Source organism: Prevotella sp. P5-64 (genome assembly GCF_002251285.1).
GTDB lineage: Bacteria > Bacteroidota > Bacteroidia > Bacteroidales > Bacteroidaceae > Prevotella.
The window spans coordinates 1-22,422 of record NZ_NPJK01000037.1; the positions used below are offsets into that span (position 1 = coordinate 1).

The 22,422-nt window shown below is 49.9% G+C and carries 17 protein-coding genes and 1 pseudogene; 8 read left to right on the forward strand and 10 right to left on the reverse strand.

Annotated features, from left to right (window positions below; genetic code table 11):
- Window positions 1-91, forward strand: a pseudogene (locus CIK87_RS14540) (transposase); the annotation flags it as partial.
- A gap of 360 nt (window positions 92-451) precedes the next feature.
- Window positions 452-1,684, forward strand: coding sequence for a restriction endonuclease subunit S (locus CIK87_RS07320; RefSeq protein ID WP_094386653.1), 1,233 nt, complete (start codon window positions 452-454; stop codon window positions 1,682-1,684).
- Here CIK87_RS07320 and CIK87_RS07325 read toward each other — a convergent pair.
- The 7 genes from CIK87_RS07325 to CIK87_RS07360 form a co-directional block, all read right to left on the reverse strand.
- The gene (locus tag CIK87_RS07325; protein WP_094386654.1) at window positions 1,679-3,100 is read right to left on the reverse strand and encodes a restriction endonuclease subunit S; all 1,422 of its coding nucleotides are present in this window, start codon (window positions 3,098-3,100) and stop codon (window positions 1,679-1,681) included. The genes CIK87_RS07320 and CIK87_RS07325 overlap by 6 nt on opposite strands.
- 3 nt (window positions 3,101-3,103) lie before the next feature.
- Complete coding sequence (locus CIK87_RS07330; RefSeq protein WP_173823488.1) at window positions 3,104-4,273, reverse strand: YhcG family protein; 1,170 nt, start codon at window positions 4,271-4,273, stop codon at window positions 3,104-3,106.
- Between the two features lie 4 nt (window positions 4,274-4,277).
- On the reverse strand, window positions 4,278-5,711 hold the full coding sequence (locus tag CIK87_RS07335) for a type I restriction-modification system subunit M (protein ID WP_094386655.1): 1,434 nt from the start codon (window positions 5,709-5,711) through the stop codon (window positions 4,278-4,280).
- Window positions 5,712-5,721: 10 nt separating this feature from the next.
- Window positions 5,722-8,442 (reverse strand): type I restriction endonuclease subunit R, encoded by a 2,721-nt coding sequence (locus CIK87_RS07340; protein ID WP_094386656.1) that lies wholly within the window; start codon window positions 8,440-8,442, stop codon window positions 5,722-5,724.
- Window positions 8,443-9,240: 798 nt separating this feature from the next.
- The gene (locus tag CIK87_RS07350) at window positions 9,241-9,561 is read right to left on the reverse strand and encodes a nucleoside triphosphate pyrophosphohydrolase family protein (protein ID WP_094386657.1); all 321 of its coding nucleotides are present in this window, start codon (window positions 9,559-9,561) and stop codon (window positions 9,241-9,243) included.
- Between the two features lie 633 nt (window positions 9,562-10,194).
- On the reverse strand, window positions 10,195-11,235 hold the full coding sequence (locus CIK87_RS07355; RefSeq protein WP_022309482.1) for a DUF4831 family protein: 1,041 nt from the start codon (window positions 11,233-11,235) through the stop codon (window positions 10,195-10,197).
- 41 nt (window positions 11,236-11,276) lie between these two features.
- On the reverse strand, window positions 11,277-12,791 hold the full coding sequence (locus tag CIK87_RS07360) for an NAD(P)H-hydrate dehydratase (protein ID WP_094386658.1): 1,515 nt from the start codon (window positions 12,789-12,791) through the stop codon (window positions 11,277-11,279).
- A gap of 91 nt (window positions 12,792-12,882) precedes the next feature.
- Between CIK87_RS07360 and hpt the strand changes: the two genes are divergently transcribed.
- The 5 genes from hpt (at window position 12,883) to CIK87_RS07385 (ending at window position 17,265) form a co-directional block, all read left to right on the forward strand.
- On the forward strand, window positions 12,883-13,422 hold the full coding sequence (hpt, locus tag CIK87_RS07365) for a hypoxanthine phosphoribosyltransferase (protein WP_022309484.1): 540 nt from the start codon (window positions 12,883-12,885) through the stop codon (window positions 13,420-13,422).
- Window positions 13,419-13,991 carry an adenylate kinase gene (locus CIK87_RS07370; protein WP_022309485.1) on the forward strand — a complete coding sequence of 191 codons (573 nt, stop codon included), beginning with the start codon at window positions 13,419-13,421 and terminating at the stop codon, window positions 13,989-13,991. The genes hpt and CIK87_RS07370 overlap by 4 nt, the downstream gene beginning before the upstream one ends.
- Window positions 13,992-14,127: 136 nt before the next feature.
- Entirely contained in the window at window positions 14,128-15,312 is a 1,185-nt protein-coding gene (gene obgE / locus CIK87_RS07375; RefSeq protein WP_022309486.1) for a GTPase ObgE, read from the forward strand.
- Window positions 15,293-16,084 (forward strand): polyphenol oxidase family protein, encoded by a 792-nt coding sequence (locus CIK87_RS07380; RefSeq protein WP_254046526.1) that lies wholly within the window; start codon window positions 15,293-15,295, stop codon window positions 16,082-16,084. Before obgE ends, CIK87_RS07380 begins: the two co-directional genes overlap by 20 nt.
- 53 nt (window positions 16,085-16,137) lie before the next feature.
- A complete protein-coding gene (locus tag CIK87_RS07385; protein ID WP_022309488.1) occupies window positions 16,138-17,265 on the forward strand; it encodes a M23 family metallopeptidase in 1,128 nt (375 codons plus the stop codon).
- A 223-nt stretch (window positions 17,266-17,488) separates the two neighbouring features.
- Here the strand turns inward: CIK87_RS07385 and CIK87_RS07390 are convergent, their stop codons facing one another.
- Entirely contained in the window at window positions 17,489-18,328 is an 840-nt protein-coding gene (locus CIK87_RS07390; RefSeq protein ID WP_094386659.1) for a nucleotidyl transferase AbiEii/AbiGii toxin family protein, read from the reverse strand.
- On the reverse strand, window positions 18,325-18,951 hold the full coding sequence (locus CIK87_RS07395) for a hypothetical protein (protein WP_094386703.1): 627 nt from the start codon (window positions 18,949-18,951) through the stop codon (window positions 18,325-18,327). Before CIK87_RS07395 ends, CIK87_RS07390 begins: the two co-directional genes overlap by 4 nt.
- Window positions 18,952-19,277: 326 nt before the next feature.
- Here CIK87_RS07395 and CIK87_RS07400 point away from each other — a divergent pair, with 326 nt between their 5' ends.
- Complete coding sequence (locus tag CIK87_RS07400; RefSeq protein ID WP_094386660.1) at window positions 19,278-20,534, forward strand: ATP-binding protein; 1,257 nt, start codon at window positions 19,278-19,280, stop codon at window positions 20,532-20,534.
- Between the two features lie 302 nt (window positions 20,535-20,836).
- Here the strand turns inward: CIK87_RS07400 and CIK87_RS07405 are convergent, their stop codons facing one another.
- Window positions 20,837-22,372, reverse strand: a complete 1,536-nt coding sequence (locus CIK87_RS07405) for a Gfo/Idh/MocA family protein (RefSeq protein WP_094386661.1) — start codon at window positions 22,370-22,372, stop codon at window positions 20,837-20,839.
- Window positions 22,373-22,422 lie beyond the last annotated feature (50 nt).

The following is a 22,422-nucleotide window of genomic DNA, read 5'->3' on the forward strand; positions in this document are numbered from 1 at the left end:
CAATGCTAAAATCAAGGCTTTTAGAACACAGTTCAGAGGTGTAGGGGATATCAGGTTCTTCATGTACAGGCTGGCAACACTTTATTCCTAACATACGGTGTTACCAACCGGAAAAATCCGCTGACCCTCTACATCCGTACAGGACACGGCTCACCCGATAAACCAGGGGATAATTCAGGACAATGATGAAATGCGGGGGCGGGGCGGACAATTTTGGGGTCTACACCAGCTACCACCTCGTTTCCCCTCAAACATAACGATGCTGCTTCTCACACCCAATAGAAGGCCGGACACTACATAATACAAAAGCAGTAGAATTGCGAAGCCATAATATGAATAACTTTCACATATGATTGGACCACAAGTAAATACAAAAGAACACATACTCATGCGAGTCACACAATAAAGAGGAAACTGAAACTACTATTTATTCTTTGTTGTTTATATACAGATGATAACCAACATCATCTTTCGCCGCAGCGATAGTCCGATTACTTCTGATAAGCCGCATTATGAGAATGTGCCGTTTGAAGTACCGAGTTCGTGGATATGGTCTACTGTGAACGAAATAAATATGTACAATTCAAAGAACGTGGATCCTGCAAAACAAAAGGAAAACACTTTTGAATTGTATAGTGTTCCTATTTTTCCAACTAACACTCCGGAAATCATAAAAGGAGAAAAAATTGGTTCTGCAAAACAAAACGTAGAGAATGGTGATGTCTTATTATGCAAGATAAATCCTAAAATCAACAGGGTTTGGTTTGTAAAAAACAGAACAGAGAATACAATGATAGCTTCATCAGAATGGATAGTCATCCGTAATAAATTCATGTTAACTGACTATCTTGTGTTCTGTTTTATGTCTCCTTATTTTAGAGACTTAATGGAGAATAATGTCTCTGGTGTTGGTGGTTCTTTAACAAGAGCGCAACCTTCAATGGTTGCAAATTATGCTGTTCCTATACCTCCTTTACAAGAACAAAAAAGAATAATTACAGAAATAAAGCACTGGTTTGAACTAATTGATGTTATTGATCAGGGTAAAGAATGCTTGCAAGGAACGATTAAAAAAGCCAAGTCCAAAATTCTCGATCTCGCTATTCACGGCAAACTCGTACCCCAAGTCCCTACAGACGAACCTGCCAGCGAACTGCTCAAGCGCATCAATCCTAAGGCTGAAATCACTTGTGATAACGGGCATTATCAGAAGTTGCCCGAAGGATGGGTGATTACACCCATGCAAACACTATGTGCTTTGGTAGATGGAGAGAAGCAAAATGGCATAGAAAGAATAAATCTTGATGTGAAGTATCTGCGTGGAGAACGAGAAGCTAAAGTATTAACGTCAGGCAAATATACAGCTGCAAACACTTTACTGATTTTAGTGGATGGTGAAAACTCTGGAGAAGTTTTTCGTGCGCCTGTAGATGGCTATCAAGGTAGCACGTTCAAACAATTATCCATCCATGAAGAAATGTACACCGACTATGTTCTACAAGTAATAAACCTGCATCGAAAGACGCTAAGAGAGAATAAAGTCGGTTCAGCCATTCCGCACCTGAACAAAAAGTTATTCAAGGCTATCAACGTGCCTATACCTCCATACGAAGAACAAAAAAGGATTGTAAATGCCATGAACAAAGCATTTACAATCCTCGATACAATAGCTGAGAATTTATAGGTAACAAGCGATAGAGTCTAATAATCTAAACAAATATTTAACCTTAACTGATATGCGCTTCTGTTCTGTTAATGGAGGCAACAGAATAATTATGGAGCGCATATCGCTTTGGGTTAATTTGAGTCGTGTACTTCCATTTACATAATCCTTGTAATCTACATGGTTAAGATAGTACATCAAGTAATCAAAGTCACATAGTGGCTCTAGAATATGTGCGTGATTATTCACCCAACATTTGCCTTTAATTGGATATGATTTTATTGCATATTTATCAAGGAATGGAGCACCATCCTCTCCAAGTAAAAGAAATGTCCCGTCAACAAGGTAGTCGTCAATAAATCCAACTTGTCCAGTTGCACCATAATAAGGAAAAAGTTCATTTTCATGTTTATTCGCAATACGTGAATTTCTCTCATTTGAATTAATAGGCTTACGCAAATTATCTAAAACCTTGGCAACATTTTCTAAACAACAAACAGTCCATCCTTCGGGCAACTTCTGATAATGCCAGTTATCACAAGTGATTTCTGCCTTGGGATTAATGCGCTTGAGCAGTTCACTTGCAGGCTCATCCGTTGGGTCTTGTGGTACGAGTTTACCGTGAATGGCAAGATCGAGGATTTTTGATTTGGCTTGTTTGATTGTTTCTTGCAACTTGTCTTGGCCATATTCTATCATTTCTATAAAATGGGAAAGGAACTCAACCTCACTTATTATTCTTTCCTGCTCATCAAATGGTGGGATAGGAATTTGTAAAGCACGTAAATCAGTCTTATTAAATTTTCCTTGTGCAGTAGAGCTGGATATTATGCGCAATTGTTCTTGACCAAAAGGTGATAGAAATAGGTATTGAAGCCACTTTTTATGTATATCCTTAAAGCACTTTATCATTATTGAATTGGGTGCTAAAGTCATTCGTATATCCAAATGTGGAACAATGAATACCTTTCCTATTGAAGCCCCAATATTGGGTAGAATTAGCTCTCCTCCAAAGAGATTTGAATTTGCTAGAAATTCATATCCATGCCTATCTGTATACACTAACCCTTTGGTAAAACCATTTTGAAAATCTTTTGTACGGACAAGAATGGCATACCCCGCCTCATCGTAATACTTTACATTTTCTCTTAAGGAGGCAAAACTACCACTTGCAACAAAATCTGTTGCGTCATTTATAAAATCCTCCAACTTACACCACGCCCATCCTTTAGGCAACTCGTACGGATAATGCGGCTTATCAGAAGTAGCCTTCGTCTTTTTAGGACGTTTGATTTTACCTTCCTTGACAAGGCGTTCTTTCTCGGCACGGATGCGCTCGAGGAGCACTGATGCGGGCTCATCGTTGGGGTCTTGCTGTACAAGTTTACCATGTATCGCAAGGTCAAGTATCTTTTGGCGTAATGCTTTAGTATTCATTTGTTATTTCTTTTTCGGGCTATCTTCAGTTAAAAAGAATTGGCAAAACTCTCTTAACTGCTGTTGCATTTGTTCCTGTGGTATCAAGATGCGTTTATACTCTGCTATCATTGTTGGACTCATGCTACGACTCATAGCATACTCAACAACCACCTTGTCGGCATCGGGACATAGAATGATACCAATAGAGGGGTTTTCGTTTGAGCGCTTTACATCACGGTCAAGAGCCTCAAGATAGAATTCCAACTGACCGAGGTCGCGCGGATGGAACTTCGTTTTCTTTAATTCTACAGCAACGAGAGCTTGTAGTCCGCGATGGAAGAACAGCAAGTCAGCCTTGAACGAAGAAGCACCAACAGTCAAACAATATTCTTGATCCATAAATATGAAGTCCTTCCCCAGCTCAAGGATAAATTGCTTCATATGTTCTATCAGTCCATGCTTAAGGTGCAACTCATTATGTTTCTTTGGCAAGTTGAGGAAATCCACAAAGTAAGTATCTTTGAACATTATTGGTGAGTCGGGGTATGTTTCAAGCAATCCTTTCGACAGATTAATTTTTCTTCGCAATAATGTTTCATATGTTTGCGTAGAAATAGCACGTTGCAACTCCTTGTTCTTCAGATTTTCTTTATGTGCATAAAGTATATAGAATAAACGTTCCTCAGAGCTACGACATCGACACAAGATGTCATAATGATTAGATAAAGTTGTCAAACACAACACATCAGGAAATTGTCCAGACGGCATCTGGACAATTTCCGTTGCTTGATTGCGTTCGGAATCTTGCAAGTTTGAATAATTCCAATACCCAATATCATTGTTTGATGATGAATTTGCAGAAAGATACATGCCGATGACTTTTTGAAATGCGTCAGAGGAGTACTCTTCATAAAACATCACCATATTATAAATACTGCTTCGACTAAAGCCTTTTACATCTGGACGTTTTGCACGAATATATTCCGATAATTGAGAAACGACCTTACTTCCCCATTCTTCGTTTTTGAGTTTATCAGACACATACTTACCTACAGACCATGCCGTGAATAATGTTTCATTGTTCACGGCTACAGAAGCACGGCATTTATGCTGTATAATTAATTCTACAACCTCTGCGAACTGCTTTTCTTGCAAAGAACTTATATTATTATCTATAATGTTGTTTGTCATTTTATCAATCCTCGTCAATATCTCCCAACAACTTCTCTAACTCACTCACCGCCTTGCTGATACTCTGGCTCTGCTCCTTTATGGTAGCCATCAGCTCTTCCAAGGTATGTTCCTCTTCCTCGCCACCTTGCTTAATCCAGGTGATATCAAGTGAAGTTTTGTCACGGGCTACTATCTCGTCAATGCTGTATTTGCGCCAACGGCCCGATGGATTACTATCTGCATCGTAAGTCTCGGTGCGATTGTTGATGTCAGCGGGATTGTAGCACTTCACGAAGTCGTCGAGATGACGACGCTCCAACTTGTTGGTGGCAAGGGTATGCTTGACATCCGTACGGTAATCGTAGAACCAGACATCCTTGGTGGGCTGCCCCTTGGTGAAGAACAGCACATTGGCCTTCACTCCCTGTGCATAGAAAATTCCCGTAGGCAGACGGAGAATGGTATGGAGATTGAAGTCAGAGAGAAGGCGTTTGCGGATAGTCTCGCCGGCGCCACCCTCAAAGAGCACATTGTCAGGAAGCACCACTGCGGCACGGCCGCCATTCTTCAGCATAAGCATCATGTGCTGGAGGAAGTTAAGCTGGTTGTTCTTGGTCTCTACATAGAAGTCCTGTCGGTTCAAGTCCACCGAACCTGCTGGACGCTGACCGAAAGGCGGATTGGCAAGAATCACATCCACCAACGACTTAGGCTCTCGTTCCAACGAGTCCTCGCAAGTGATGGGGCTACGGTCTGTGCCCACACCATGCAGATAGAGGTTCATAGAGGCGAGCGTGACCACAAGAGGCGTGATATCCATGCCACGTAAAGCCTTGTTACGCAGGAAGTCGCGTTTCTCCTTGCTTGCCGATTGATTTTTCATATAATCGTAGGCCGAAAGGAGGAAGCCACCCGTACCACAAGCAGGGTCGCATACGGTCTCGCCAATCTGCGGATTGACACAGTCGACCATAGCCGTGATGAGCGGACGCGGCGTGAAGTACTGTCCAGCGCCGCTCTTCTTGTCCTGGCCGTTGCGCTCCAATATGCTCTCATAGATGGCACCCTTCACGTCGCCATCCATAACGAGCCATTGCTCCTCATCTATCATCGTTATGACTTTCTTCAGATACACGGGCTTGTCTATCTTGTTCTGCGCCTTGGTGTAGATGGTACCGATAAGATTGCCCTGGGCGCTAAGAATCTTCAACGTTTCCTCGTACTGCGAGATAAGGTCCAGACCATCCAGACTGGTAAGGTCGTGCCACTGGTAGCCGTCAGGAATAGCCGAGTTCTCACCAAACATTTCCACATTCTCTGCATCCATCTTCAGGAAAAGCAGATAGGTAAGTTGGGTGATATAGTCAGTAAAGCCAATTCCTACTCCGGCAAGAGTGGTGGCAAGAGTCCATACTTTCTTGGTGAGCGACTGCTCGGTAGATGTATTGTTTGTCATACTTAAATGGTTATGCTGTTTTACCTAAAACTACAAAATTAAACAAAGAGAGAAGAGCGTCATCAGCTTTCTGCTTGGAACCGAACGCTGCTATCATCTGTGCAGCCTGCGTGCGGTCGTCGTCGCGAATATCATCGATGGTGCAAGCGCCATTGCTTGCCACATAGTCCACAATCTGGCTCATCAGTTCTTTCTGCCTATCCGTTATCTCTCGGTGCCACTGTCCGCACCAAAGATTGAAATACTGCCGGGCTGTAGTGCAGACACTTTCAAGCCGTTCTATCTGGTGGAAGGCAAAGCGCACCAACTGTATGATGTTGGTAATTGCCTCGCTCTCTTCCTTCTTGGTGGCACGGCGCACACAATGAGGACTAACGATGGCGTAAGAGTTCCACAACAGCCTCGTACTGAAGCGAGAGTTCTCCATCTTCAGTTTGTTCTCCAGGTCTTTCATCATGCTATAAGTGATAGGATCGCCACTCTGGTTATAGATGATGCGCAATGCCTCAATCTCGTCTGCATGTTCATTGCAGTACTGCTCAAAAGCCTCTGTTGTCTCTTCGGCTTCTTCCAATGAGAAGCCTTTAGAGATAAGCGTATCTTCGCCAGGCATGAGCGTATTGACAAAGCCAGCCGCAAGAATAAGAATGTATCGGCGCACATCGGCATGATTGGCGACAGGTGCGACAAGACCTTTGCGCTCGTTGTTGGGGGCGTTGACATCATAGTAAGGCGGCAGCGTGTCGCCCTCCAATGCCTCGTATATACGCTGTGCAATAGCGTTCATAGAGTCGCTTGCCAACCGTTCGAACTCTGCACGCTGAGAGTCGTCGGACTTATTGTGCAATCGGGACAAAGTGGAAGCCAGACGTTTCAGATACTCATCAGACAGATTGCCATGAGCGATGCGCTCAAGCAATTGCTTCAGTGTCAACCTGACGATATCGGGACTATCGCTTGGTCTGGCAACAGACTTCGCGCGCTCGGTGACACCCACAGCATCGACAAGGAAAAAGTAATCCTTGCTGAAGGCATTGGGAGTCACTGCTCTAAGCTGTTCGTCACCAATGGTGCGCACGCCGCGTCCCTTCATCTGAATGTAAAGCGGTTCGGACTCCACGTCACGCATGAACATCACCACTTCGAGTGGTTTCACGTCGGTACCCGTAGCCACCAGCGTGCAAGTGACGGCGATACGGAAGTCGCGGTCGTTGCGGAACTGGCGGATGAGTTCATTGCTGTCGCCCGACGAATAGGTAATCTTCTGTACATATCGGTCCATATCGGCATCGGGACACTTCTCTCCAAATACCTCTTTGGCTATGTTCACGATATTGGTGGCATGCATCTCGTTGAGCGCAAAAATAAGCGTCTTGGGAAGATAGGCAAAGTTTGGCTCACGCTGTGGGTCATTGAACATTTCCGTATACACGGCATCGCGATATGTGGTAAGAATGAGTTTTATCTGAGAGGGATTGATTATAGAGCGGTTTAGCTCTGCCTTGGAATAATTCTTAGTCTCGCGCGTACTTATCTCCACCGTCTGGCCCGTATAACGAGTCTCCACACGCACTCGGTCGCCCCTCAAGATTGCGCCGCCATTCTCCGTCACCTCTGTCATGATGCGATACACGCGGTTGTCCACATTCACACCATCCACGATACTCTTCTCAAGCGTATAGTTTACGATGCGGTTGTTGTTGAAGAAAGCCATAGTTTCGGGAATAGGCGTTGCGGTAAGACCTATCAGTCGGGCGGTGTCAAAGTATTCAAGCACCTTGCGCCAGTTGCCGTAAATACTGCGGTGACACTCGTCGATGATAATCAAGTCGAAGAAATCATGGGGCAGCTTGGGAGTGGCAGGGAGCCTCACTTCGGCTGTCGCCTCGTCATTGTCATCCTCGTCATTGTCCACGATGTCCTCACCTTTCAGCAGTGAGAACAGACGCTGAATGGTTGAAATCAGCACATTGCAGTCGGATGGTATTTTTGCCGACTTCAAGCGCTCCACTCCATAGATATTGTTGAACGCCTCACCATTGCCTGTAAGGCGGAACGTACCAAACTCATTCTCGGCCTGCCGTCCGAGATTGTTGCGGTCGACGAGGAATAGCACTCGACGCATCGGGGTGTACGTCAGCATGCGATAGGCTGCAAGGCACGCCGTATAAGTCTTTCCCGCACCAGTTGCCAGTACCATAAGGGCACGCTTTTGCCCACTACGGAAACTCTTTTCCAACTCGGTGACAGCCTCATACTGGCAGTCACGCAATCCCTTCTTGCTCAACGTAGGCAAGCCGGCAAACGGGTCGTCGATGCCAAGCATACTTACTACCTCTTTGGGCGTATGGATACGGTTGATTGTATCCCATTCCGTGTTTGTCTTGCGAAAATCTTGGAATAAGACAACCTTGCCATTAGACTTAAATAAAAGGGGCGTAGGTTTCTGCCAAGTCTGGTAGCAGCCAGGAACACTCTTGGCGTAAGTGGCCACCTGGTCGCTCACTATATCCGAATCGACATCGACATCCTCACGCTTGGCTTCCAGCACACCACAAACCTTGCCGTTGACAAACATAAGATAGTCGGCCTCGAGATTACCTTCGAGCAATCCTTCACGCACAGCCACGGCAGACATTGTAGGTTCAAACTCGTCACGGTTGACTACCTGCCAACCTGCTTCTGCGAACCAACGGTCTATCTTTATTCTCGCTTTTTCCTCTGGCGTCATAGGTTATTCCTCCTCTTTTTCTGATAATAGCATATTATCGGAAGTTATCAACGGCAGCATATCATGCCCTTTTCCACTATGAATCATGTCCCCTACCTTTCCCTTGCAAGAAATCGGCTTGGCACATTGGCTTCATACGCCATCATCGATGACCACTTCAGTATTTAACAATCTTGCCACATCTACACTCAATGCTTTCGCAATGCGCAGAAGGTTTTTAAGGTATGGCAGACTTGCATTTGTCATCCGCTTGGATGTCTTGCCAAGTCCTTACCCAACTGTTCGACAAGCCACTTATTGAATCTCTGCTTCTCGGCAAGAACTATCTTCAATCTAATGACCAGTTCTTTTGGCATACCTTTTAATATATGTATGGCAAAGATACACAAAGTATGTGAGAACGCTTTGTAAATCTATTGAAAATTTACATTATCAGAAAGAAAATTGTCGAATGGGTCAATTATCCTACACTCCATAAAGCCTCCAGAACTTTCGCCACAAACCGGCATACACGATAGAAGACACGCAACTTCAACAGACTTCTGCTGCATCATCAGTCTTATACCTGTCGTTATAGGCATATTCAAGAGGACGGGCTACTTACATGTGGCACTTATGTTATACATGGTAGCAAACTATGATTTAGATAATTAGCATATCGAAACCGAGAAATACAAGAATGATTTAGAGAAACAGGACAAGGAATTACAAACAGACATCATCTCTATTCATTTCGGCATAGTGAAAGCGGAAATGATGCGGGTGGTATATGATTCCGAGAAGATACCTGTCTCCACCCTATCGGTTATCGCCCTCACCGTGTATCGTTCCGGCGTTCTTGCGGGCTGCTATCTTGTCGCAATTGATTTGGGCTATCTGGTCAAAGGTGTAGCCGAGGTCGTGGGCGAGCATGGCACAATACCAGAGTACGTCGCCTATCTCTTTGGCAATCTCGAGGCGGCGCTCGTCGCTGAACTCTCCCTGATTGTCGCGTATCACTTTCTTTACCTTGTCGGCCACCTCGCCGGCTTCTCCGGTCAATCCCAATGTGGGGTAGACGATGGGATGGGGATAAATGGCGGTGGCGAGTGCCTTCTGCTGAAATTCATCAAAATCCATAAGCAGTATTTGTTGTATAGTTCTATTATAGAAGTAACGCGCGAGCCTCGCAAATGTTGTATGGATAACGGAAAAAGAATGGGAGCAGTTTCCAGAGCCTGCCACCTGGCTTGGCGACCGACGACAAGGGAAAAAAAGAAAGCAAAGGGCCCGAGAGCGCAGCGGAGGCTACACGTAAGGGCATAAAAAAACCGCCTGAAAGCCCATGTCTCTTGACATCATACTCTTCGGCGGGACAAAAACTTGTTTTGTTTAAGGAAAAAGACTTTTTAATATCAACAACGAGCGGTTGTAAGTAACCACCTTAACACCCGACGCAATGTTATCACAACATCTGTGGGCATTGCCCGTCGCCTCCAGTCCTCCGACTGATTAAAAAGTTCACAGAATTTCAAATCTTTACATCATTTTCTCAACCAAATAGTTACACACTTCATATAAATGCTTCTTTTTTGTTTCACTATTACGACTGCAAAGTTACATACTTTTTACAAAATATGCATAGCATTTTCCGATTTTAATATATTAAAAATCTCTTATTGCGTGTCGATGGCCTTCATTTTGCCCGCTGGCAAGGGGCTGACGGAGGACTTTATGACCGCCCATCAGCCGATGACCGCGGGGGATGCGGGGCTACTTCAGCGTCTCGCTCTCTATCTTCTCGATGCTTCCGCTGATAGGATTGAGCAGGATGTGGCTGGTATTCTTCTTGCCGAAGAGCTCGGCGCTGAGATACTCGGTACGTCCAAACTGTCCGGCGTAGCACTCATAGGTCTTCACGATACGGCTGTCGTGGGTGAGCGTGACTTGGATTTTGTCGGGGATGTTGACGCAGAGCCCGAAATTGTCCTTGGACTCCTTCTCGGCAGGTCCGCCTTCGGGCACATTGCCCTCTGGAGCCACCATTATATAATAAGGTGTACCCGCCAGGTCGTCGGCATCGGTGATACCCAGATGCTGGGAGAAGCGGAAGAGCACGCTACGCTCCTCGTCGGGCTGGGGAACAAAGGTGATGATGGTCTCAACGGTGTCGCTCACCATGGTTCCCTCAAAGGTCTGCAACAGCGCACGCTCCTGGGCATCGAGGTTCTCCATCATGATGCGCAGCTGGGTGCCGTCTTTGGGCATAAAGTCTGCCTGGCCGCGTGCGAGCTGGTTGCGGCTCTCGCGGATGTCATAGATGTCCTTGGCGGTGAGCTCAGCCATCTTGGCGGTGCTTCCAGCCGAGAGGATATCCTCGTTCATATAGTCGTTGGGATTGGGCTGCGGCTGCTTGGGAGCAGGCACAAACCGCTCGGGCAGCGCCACCTGGCGTCCCTTGGCATTGATGGCGAGCAGCAGTCCGCTCTCGTCGCGGTCTACCTCGCTGATGCTGAGTTTCTTGTCCAGATTGAGGGTAAACTGCTTGGTAGAATCGGGCACACCGATGGTGTTCATGCGGATGTCTACCACCCTATAGGTCTCGGCGGGATGGAGCGCCACGTCCTTCTTCTTCATGTAGCGGAAGGCGTACATGGCAAACTGTCCGGGGGTGTAGGTGGTCTTCTCTACCTTGACGGCAAATCTCAGCGCCGTCTTGGGCAGAAAGTAAGTGGTTCCGGCCACAGTCTGTTGGGCCAGGGAAACGCCCATGCCGGCAAGCAGCATCAGCGCCGAAAGGATATACTTTTTCATTGCGTGTGTTATAATTTGCTTTTGTATTGTCTATGATGTTATCAGTCTTCGATGTAGCGGAACGCTGCGGGCAGGGAGTCCACAATGTCGCTCGCCACGAGGCTCTCCATTCCCTTGGTGCGCACTGCCAGGTCTCCGGCAAGTCCGTGGAGATACATACCCAGCATGCAGGCCTGCTGATGCTGGTAGCCCCGCGCCAGAAGTCCGGTGATGACACCCGTGAGCACATCGCCGCATCCGGCAGTAGCCATTCCGGCGTTGCCCGTGGTGTTGAATATCACTTGTCCCGAAGGCAGGCACAGGGCGGTGTAGTGTCCCTTGAGCAGTATGTATGCCTGGAGGCGCGCTGCCATTTCCGATGCGCGATTGAGCAGTTCACAGCTGTCGTGCGACGCCGCCCCCAACAGGCGCTCCATCTCCTTGGGATGGGGCGTGAGGATGCAGTCCTTGGGCAACTGCTGCAACCAGGCGCGATGGGCAGCCAGTATGTTGATGGCATCGGCGTCGATGACCACCGGGCAGTTGGCTCGGCGCAGCTGGGATATGAGCGAGAGGGCCGTAGTCTCGTCGGTACCCAGTCCGGGACCTACACCCATGGCCGAATAGGCTATGGTGTCTAACGCCTCGGTAAACCTGAGTTCGCTGGCATCCATCTGCAGCACCGCCTCGGGCACCGCCATCTGCATGACGGTATAATTGGCCTTGGGCGTATGCACAGACAGTTTGCCCACTCCCGAGCGCAGACAGGCTCGGGCTGACAGTATCGCCGCTCCCGACATGCCGTAGCTGCCGGCTATCAGCAGCGCATGGCCCATCTCTCCCTTGTGGGCAAAGGGCCAACGACGGCGCAGAAACGAGCGCAACTCTCCCTCCTCGACGAGCGAGAAGCGGCTGTCCTTACTCTCAGCAAAAGACTTGGAGAGACGGATGTCGAGCACCTTGACCTCGCCCAGATAGGGCTGGTTCTCGGCAAAGAGCATCGAGAGCTTGAGCTGCTGGAAAGTGAGGGTAAGGGTGGCGCGCACGATGTTGGCTCTGACATTGCTCGAATTGTCTTCGGGCATCAGGCCCGAAGGCAGGTCGATGCTCACCACGGGCGCTTCACTCTGGTTGATATACTTGACGAGCGAGGAGAACCCTCCGGCGAGAGGCTTGTCGAGCCCAGCCCCGAAGAGACCATCGACAACGAGCGTATCGGCATCGAGCACGGGCGGGTCGAAGTTTACCTTGACCTCGACAAAATTTTCCACCTTGACGCTTTCGACCAGCCGTTTCTTGTTGGCGGCACAGTCGGGCGAGAGGTTGTTGTGGATGTTGAAGAGATAGACCGTCACGGTAAAACTGCGCTCGGCCAGCAAGCGCGCCACAGCCAGGGCATCACCGCCATTATTGCCGGGTCCGGCAAAGACGATTACCCTCATGGGCACCCAGCGTCGGGCTATCTCATCGGCCACTGCCGACGCCGCGCGTTCCATCAGGTCGATGCTCTTCACGGGCTCGTGTTCGATGGTATATCTGTCCCACTCCTTTATCTGTCTGCTCGTAAATATTTTCATACCTTGCAAAAATACGAAAAAATGACTAACTATCGTAGCTGTTTTCCTATATTTTTTGTAATTTTGCCGAGAAATTATTAAATTCATACTCATGAGTATCGTACAGATTAAGGACAAAAGGTTCAAAACGTTTATTAGCGAGGACGAAATCCAGCAACGCGTCAAGGCCGTCGCCGACAGGATCAACCATGACATGGAAGGCAAGAAGCCCCTGCTCCTGGCCGTGCTCAACGGCTCGTTTGTCTTTGCCGCTGACTTGATGCGCCACATCACTATCCCATGCGAGATATCGTTTGTCAAGTTGGCATCGTATGAAGGCACCGTCTCTACAGGCAAGGTGGTCGAAGTGATGGGACTCAACGAAGACATAACCGGACGCGACGTCATCATCGTCGAAGACATCGTAGACACTGGCAAGACCATGGAGCGCATGCTCGACACCCTGGGCACCCGCAACCCCAACTCGCTGCACATCTGTACGCTGCTGCTCAAACCCGAGAAACTGAAGATACCCCTCAACATAGAGTATGCAGCCATGGAAATCCCCAACGATTTCATCGTGGGCTATGGACTTGACTACGACCAGGAGGGTCGTAACCTCAGAGACATTTATACATTAGTAGAAGGATGAAGAATATAGTTATTTTCGGTGCCCCCGGTTCGGGCAAAGGCACCCAAAGCGACAAGATGATTGCTCAGTACGGTTTTGAGCACATCTCTACCGGCGACGTGCTGCGCAATGAAATCAAGAACGGAACCGAGCTGGGCAAGACCGCCAAGAGTTATATCGACCAGGGACAGCTTATCCCCGACGAGCTGATGATAGACATCCTTGCCAGCGTATACGACAGCTTCGGCAAAGAGCACAAGGGCGTCATCTTCGACGGATTCCCCCGCACCATCCCCCAGGCTGAAGCCCTCAAGAAGATGCTGGCTGAGCGCGGACACAAGGTGGCTGCCATGATTGAGCTCGACGTTCCCGAAGACGAGCTGATGAAGCGTCTCCTACTCCGCGGACAGCAGAGCGGACGCAGCGATGACAACGAAGAGACTATCAAGAAGCGCCTCAACGTTTATCACAACCAGACATCTCCCCTCATTGAATGGTACGCCAAAGAAGGCATACACCATCACATCAACGGTCTGGGTGAGCTCGACCGCATCTTTGGCGACATCACTGCCGTCATCGACAATTTGTAATATCATAAAAGGCTGAAGCAGCGTGCCGGCAGACGTACCTATGCAGATAGATACGACAAGCACGACACGGCGCTTCAACCTTTTTTCGTTTTATTAGACTCCACTTTTCACCAACTCCTTATCATCTATTATAATTATGGCAGAATCCAATTTCGTTGACTATGTAAAAATCTGTTGTCGCTCGGGCAAGGGCGGACGCGGCAGTATGCACCTGCGCCACGTGAAGTACAACCCTAACGGTGGTCCCGACGGTGGCGATGGAGGACGCGGAGGAAGCATCTACCTCCGTGGCAATCACAACTATTGGACGCTGCTCCACCTCAAGTTCCAGCGTCACGTATTTGCCGAACATGGAGGCAATGGTGGCCGCGACAAGTGTCACGGCACCGATGGTAAGGACATCTATATCGACGTGCCCTGCGGCACTGTGGTCTACAACGCCGAGACGGGCAAATACGTGTGCGACGTCAACTACGACGGACAGACTGTATTGCTGCTCAAGGGCGGACGCGGCGGATTGGGCAACTTCCAGTTCCGCACAGCCACCAACCAGGCTCCTCGCTACGCACAGCCGGGCGAACCGATGGAGGAGATGACCATCATCCTCGAGCTCAAGCTGCTTGCCGACGTCGGACTGGTAGGTCTGCCCAACGCCGGAAAGTCCACCCTGCTCTCGTCGCTTTCGAGCGCACGGCCCAAGATAGCCAACTATCCCTTTACCACCCTCGAGCCCTCATTGGGCATCGTAGACTATCATGACCACCAATCGTTTGTCATGGCCGACATCCCCGGCATCATCGAGGGAGCCAGCGAGGGCAAGGGACTGGGACTGCGCTTCCTCCGCCACATCGAGCGCAACTCGCTGCTGCTCTTCATGGTGCCCGGCGACACCGACGATATCAAGCGCGAATATGAAGTGCTGCTCAAGGAGCTGCAGCAGTTCAACCCCGAGATGCTCGACAAGCACCGCGTGCTGGCGGTCACCAAGTGCGACCTGCTCGACGACGAGCTTATCGACATGCTGCGCGAGACTCTGCCCGACGACCTCCCCGTGGTGTTCATCTCTGCCGTCACCGGCAAGGGACTGCCCGAGCTCAAGGATATCCTGTGGCGTGAGCTCAACAGCGAGAGCAACAAGTTGGCAGACATCACAGCCGAAGACACGCTGGTGCACCGCGACAAGGATATGAGCCGCTTTGCCGAAGAGCTCCACGACGAGGGCGAGGATATCGAGTTTGTCGATGAAGACGACATCGAAGATATCGAAGACCTGGAAGATTTCGAATACGACGAGGAGGACTATGATGACCAGCAAGACTGAACCCCGTCTGCTCTGCTATGACCTCGGCGAGGGGGTCACTGCCTTCTCCACCACCCGACATGGCGGCGTGAGTGAGGCTAACTACGCCTCGTTCAACATCAACCCCTACTGCGGAGACAGCGCCGACCACGTGGCACGCAACCGCCAGCTGCTGGCCGACAGGCTCGGACTGCCCGCCTCCCACATCGTCCTCCCCCACCAGGTCCACGGAATCGAGCACCGCGCCGTGGCGCCCGAACTGCTCGACATGAGCGACGTCGTGCGCGACAAGATACTCGACGGAGTAGACATGGTGACGACCTCGATGACCGGCGTGTGCATCGGAGTCTCCACCGCCGACTGCATCCCTGTATTGCTCTACGACCCCGTGGCCCGCGCCACCGCCGCCATCCATGCCGGATGGCGCGGCACCCTGCAGCGCATCTGCCAGCGTGCCGTCATGGCCATGCAGCTCCACTACGGCACCACCCCCGACAGGCTGCTCGCCGTGGTAGGACCAGGCATCTCGCTCGCCAACTTTGAAGTGGGACAGGAGGTCTACGACCAGTTCTTGCAGGCTGGCTTCGACCTCACCGACACCGCCGAGTGGCACACCAAGTGGCACCTTGACCTGCCCGGCATCAATATCCGGGAGCTCATCGGCTGCGGCGTGGTGCCCGAGCATATCCACCATGCCGGCATCTGTACCTTCGACCATGCCGACGACTACTTCTCGGCGCGCCGTCTCGGCATCGACTCCGGACGCATCTACACTGGCATCCTGATGCAATGACATCCCACACCCCGACCATTAACCCTTACTCCTAAAAGTCTACCTTTATATATATGAACATCAAGCATACACTGACATGGGCCCTGCTGGCGACATTGCTGTCGGCATCCACCCCAGCCAACATCAAGTTCACCCCAGCCGAAACCCAGCAGATAAGCATCAGCACCCCCGGACTCTTTGACAAGAGCAAAGCCTTCAGCATCGACTTCACCAGCATGGGCGACCGAGCCTACAGCTTCCCGCTGCCCGTGGGCAAGGCTACGCTCTCTGACAAGGAAGACCGGCTGGAAATCACCTCCAAGAAGGGCGATGCCGTCAAGGCCATGTTTGACGGCTGCGTACGACTCGCGCGAAAGATGGACCGCCACGGCAATGTCATCGTGATACGCCACGACAATGGTCTGGAGACTGTCTATGAAAACAATGCGCAGAACCTGGTGCAGAGCGGACAGACGGTAAAGGCCGGACAGACCATCGCCATCATCGGCAACGACGGCGAGCAGGGTCTCTGCCGCTTCTTCATCATGGTCAACGGCTCACGCGTCAACCCCGCCACCATCGTCAATGCCCGCAACCACCGACTCTACCGTCAGGTGCTGGCGTTCGAGAAGCGCGGCGCCAATATCCGTATAACCCACATCGACGGAGAGAGCAACGAGAAGCGCGGACTGACCCTCGACCCCGACGAGGAAACCAACCCGTTTGAAAACAGCAGCAGCTTCGAGCTCGACCTTACCCAGATAGAGGAGGAGCACTGGGCCTACCCGCTCCCGGGTGCCAAGGTCATCAGCCCCTATGGCGGCAGACGGCGCCACAGTGGCGTAGACCTCAAGACCAAGCCCAAAGACAACATCGTGGCTGCTTTCGACGGCGTCGTCACCCGCTCAGCCCCCTTCTCGGGCTACGGCAACTGCATCATCATCCGCCACGCTTTCGGTTTTGAGACGCTCTACTCCCACCAGTACAAGAATCTGGTCAAGGTAGGCGACAAGGTCAAGGCCGGAGACGTCATCGGACTCACGGGGCGCACGGGCCGGGCCACCACCGAGCACCTGCACTTCGAGGTCAAGTACCGTGGCGTGCGCATCAATCCGTCCACCATCTTCGACCATACCAAGCGCAGTCTGAAAGCCACCACCCTCGTGCTGGGAAAGAACGGCAGCGTGAAGACCAAGAAATAACCCCCGCTACCCCACACCTTCGCCCCGCCCGCCATCACCCCGCCGACGGCAGCGACGGCACCTGGCTGAGCATCCATAGTCTCCATACCACAGCAGCAATAAAGGCAAGCACCCATGACAGAGGTGCTTGCCTTTATTGTTATTGCTGCGATTTCGGGGGGCGAGCCTGGCCCTTGGCATACCTCTCGTTACAGAGGCAGCCACTATCGCCATGACCGCGGCATCAGTCTTCAGTGGTCCATTTCACCATCTTGGTCAGTTGCAGGAAATAGTCGTTTGACCAGATGTCAAGTTCCTTGGGATTGCGGACAAAGGGCAGCACGTCTGCCTTGACCTGCTTGATGTCTGCCGATGCCAGTCGCTCGCTCAGCTTGTCCAGAAACGACTCCTTGGTGATATCCTCCTGATTGAACTGTAAGGCCCGTTCATGCAGGTGGGCAAAGTCAAGAGGAATATTGTGGCGAACGTACCATTCGAAGTCATACCAGTCACGGCCTTTCACCCTATTCTTCCACACCCGATACAGCAATGCGTGCATCTTGCCTGCAAACAGGTCTGGCAGAGTGATGCATCGTGTCATGAATGACTGTGGCTGGAGAAGCAGTTTCTGTTCGGTATCAAACTTCAATGGTGGTTGCGTGTCTACTTCTATCTTTATCTTTACCGTTTTCTCCGTCTGGAAGGTGATATCATAGACATCAGTGTTATCCTTCAAGAAGGCAGACTCCTCTTTGCCAAAGTTCTTCTTGTCTTTCTTCTTGATCTCAACCTCGCGACCGACGAGGGCAAACTGATTGACTATCGGCTGGAAGTATCGGGTAAAGTCGAAGTGGTCATTGGGAGAGACGAGCGAGAAGTCCATATCTTCAGAGAAGCGCTGCAAACCATGGAAGATACGCAGACAGGTGCCGCCATAAAAGGCTGCCTCGTCAAAGAATCCCCCATTATACAGCCCTGCAAGGATTACCTGCTGATTGACCTCGAAGATGGCATTGCGCCTCTGCTGTTCGGTCGTAAGTTCATAGACCGACAACATCTGATTGTATATTTCGTTTGTGCTCATTTCTTCATATATTTTATCAGAGTTTCTATCGATTTTCCCTTTTTCCCGACTTGTGCATACCGCTCAAAGATACCTACATCCATACACAGGAAGTCATCTATGTCCATGCGGATGTCACCTTCCAGATAAGCCTCAACATCCTTCAGATAGCGGAGGTTGACATTAGGAGAATTGGCTATCAGATCGCACAGCGCCTTTTCGGGTGTAGCCATCAGAAACGAGTAGCTATGCTGGTTGATGCTTGTCACGCCTACAGAGAAGGCCTCGCGCGAAATCATCTGATACTCGAAGCGCCCCACGGGGGTATCAAAGTGGCGGGAGTGCTTTATCGTCATCGACTGGGTGGTATAGACTGCCTCGGGTATCAGTCCGTAATAGCGCAAGGCTGTCTGTCTGGACACATACGAAGGGGCATAGAGATGATTGGCTATCAACTCTGTTGACAGGCTCACCCGCGATACCTTGGGGGCTATCACATATAGCCCTCTCTTAAGACGTATTACCTTGCCTGCCGTCTCAAGTTGAAGCACCTTTTGATTACCTGCCGACATTTCCGGGAATAGAGATGCCACCGTAGCGGTGCTTACTGGAATGTTGCCAATATGCTCTAAGTCCATAATCATGCCACAAAGATAGTCAAAACTGGTACAGTAAACAAACTTTTTATTGTTTTTCTGTACCAATTTTGGCTGTTTTTGCAATTTCGAGGCCATCCATGGGCTCCATGAGGCTTGGTTTGTGCATGCCATGACCTTATTGGTTGCTTCCAAATTGACTATAGAATGTTCTTTAATCAGAAACAGTGGCGACAACATCGCTTTTGGTATAACAACAATTGTTTCTAACACTTGCCGAACGTTTTTTCGCATCGTTTAGGCATCCTTTTCATATAAAAGCAGTATATTTGCGGTGTAAAATATGATACTGGTATCAAAAAATATACCCTAATATGATATTCGAACGTAAGAAATACTTGAATGAGCTTATCGCAGGACGCGGAAACGGACTTGTGAAAATTATTACGGGTGTCAGACGATGCGGAAAGTCCTTTCTGCTGTTCAATATCTGGCACAACTGGCTGTTGAAACATGGAGTGACTGGCAGCCACATCATCGAGATACAACTTGATGACTTCCGAAACCGACGACTGAGAAAACCTGATGCTCTACTTGACTATATAGACTCCAAGGTAGTTGATGATGGCAATCCTTTTTATATTGTTTTGGATGAGGTACAACTGGTGGAAGATTTCATAGAGGTTATCCTTAGTTTAACCCACATAAGGAATGTGGATGTGTATGTATCGGGGTCAAACTCCAGATTCCTGTCGAGCGATATCGTAACGGAATTTCGTGGCAGAGGTGACGAAATACGCATCTGGCCTCTCACCTTCGATGAGTATTTCAAGGGTATTGGCGGCGACATACGCAAGGCATGGTTGGATTACTATACTTTTGGAGGACTCCCGCAGGTGGCTTTGCTGGAAACAGAAGAGAAAAAAACCGATTATTTGCATAATCTGTATGAAACTACCTATCTCCGTGATGTGATAGAGCGCAACCATTTGCGCAACCCTGAAGGAATGAAAGAACTTGTGCGAGTATTAGCTTCAGGAATAGGTTCGTCTACCAATCCAACGAGAATAGCCAACACATTTCAGTCTGCACAAGGCGTGTCCATAAAGCGAGATACGATAAAGCTATATATTGAATATCTGGAAGACTCATTCTTGATAGAGGAGGCCTTGCGCTACGACGTGAAAGGCAGAAAGTATATTGGTACCGAATCCAAGTATTACTTTGCCGATATTGGCATCCGCGCAGCTATTCTCGACTATCGTCAGCAAGAGGAAACACACATTATGGAAAACATTATCTACAATGAGCTCCGCAGTCGTGGATATAATGTGGATGTTGGGTTGGTTGAACTTGGGGGCAAGGACGAGAACGGAAAGTTTGTCAGAAGAATGCTGGAGGTTGACTTCGTGGTAAACCGCCCTCCATATAGAGTGTATATCCAGTCGGCTTACCACATGCCCACGACTGAGAAAGAGGCCCAAGAGAGCCGTCCGTTACTGTCAATCAACGACCACTTTCGAAAAATAGTCATTGTTGGTGACGACATCCATCGTAAGGAAGACGAATTTGGTATTCTGACCATTAGCTTATTGGATTTCCTGACAGATAAAGAGCTATTAAACCAATAGCCTCAGCCCATATATCCAGCCACTGAGGCTAAATAGTGCATGCCATGACCCTCTCCATATTGATTGCGAGGTTGGATTTAGTCATTGCGTGACGGTATTTATTCTTTGCGGGCCACGATTTGGCCATATCAGGTCGCGAAGTCAGGTTATTTGCGGTCGGCAGAAGTTTCGGGAGAATTGGGGGCGGGCGGTTGGGCCTAATAAAATATCCGCAATGCCTGTCTATGGGCATTGCGGATAATGCTATGCTACCTGAGCCTCTGGCTGCGGTGGCTATCGTCGTGGGGCTTGCGCCCGGTTATCTACTTGCTGTGCTTCTGCCAGTACTTGGCGCCTTTGGCCTTGAGCTTTTCGGTGAAGGCGGCTGACTCGGCATCTACCTGTGCATCCTCTTCGGGTGTGGCAAAAGCGTGGCGGTAGCCTTTCACATCGTTCCAGTGGCCGCGGGTGAAGTCGGGCACCTCTACCGGCTTGTTGCCATTGTCCATCGACAGCGAACCAAGCTCTGCCAGACAGCACCATTCGCCCAGGTCATAGACATCCATGTCGAAAGGCAGCCCGTGCTGCAGACAGTAGACCAGACGGCTATCCATGATGTAGTCCATACCTCCGTGGCCGCCTACCTTCTTGGCCTGAGCCAGATAGCGGGTCACGATGGGGCTCTCATATTTCTTGGTGAGCGCACGGCGGTCGGCGGCGGGCATATAGGAGTGGCCCGAGAGATTGTCGGCCGACGGGCGCACGCCACTGTTCTTCATCTCATCGCCCGAGAGCGCGTAGCCCTCAGTAGGATATTTGTTGGCAAAGCCCTTGGTACCCGTGAGTTGGTACATGCGGTTGTAGGGCTGGGGCGTCATGGTGTTGTGGTGTATCTCTATGACCTTGCCATTCTCGGTGCTGATGAGGGTGGTGGTATGGTCGCCGTTGGCAAACTTCTCGCAGGGCTTGCCCAAGAGCTTCTCTGCCCACGCCTTACCGTTCACCGACTTGGTATCCATAGCCACGAGAGTCTTCATGCGGTCGCCGCGGTGTATATCCAGCACCTGGGCGATGGGGCCCAGACCGTGGGTGGCATATACATCGCCCCGGAATTTCTGGTTGAAGTCCAAGCGCCAGCCCAGACGGTCATTGGCGTCCTTCTTCCAGTACATATCCCAGAACTGGGAGAGGTCATGGCGATAGGCACCTTGCACATAGAGCACCTCGCCGAACACTCCGTGCTGCGCCATATTGAGGCTGTTGAGCTCGAAGAAGTCATAACAGCAGTTCTCAAGCATCATACAGTGCAGGCGGGTCTTCTCGCTGAGGTCGATGAGCGACCATATCTCGCGCAGGTTCATGGCCGACGGCACCTCGATGGCCACGTGCTTGCCATGCTCCATGGCATACTTGGCCACAACAAAGTGGTGGAGCCAGTCGGTGGCGATATACACCAGGTCGATGTCCTTGCGCTCGCACAACTTCTTGTATCCGTCCTCACCATAATATATATCTGCCGGGGGCATGGATGCGGCGCGCAGAATGGTGTTGCAGGTGTCGGCGCGCTCGCGCTCATGGTCGCAGAGGGCCATCACCTGGGTGCCGTTGATATGGGTAAAGCGGCGCACGGCGTCGGGACCGCGCATGCCCAGTCCTACAAATCCCACGCGCACCACCTTGAGCTTGGGTGCAGTGAGTCCCAGTGCGGGCTGCTGGCCGGCAGGACGTTCGGGAACCTGGGTGACGATAGTGCCATCCACTGTCTTGTAGGGCCAGTCAAAGGCCACCTGGGCGCTGGCGGTGAGCGCTGTCATAAACAGTCCCACCAGTATCAGCAAAGTGATGATTTTCTTGTTCATTATGTCTTTAATTTAGATTGTTATGCAAAGTTAAGGCTTTAATCATCAAT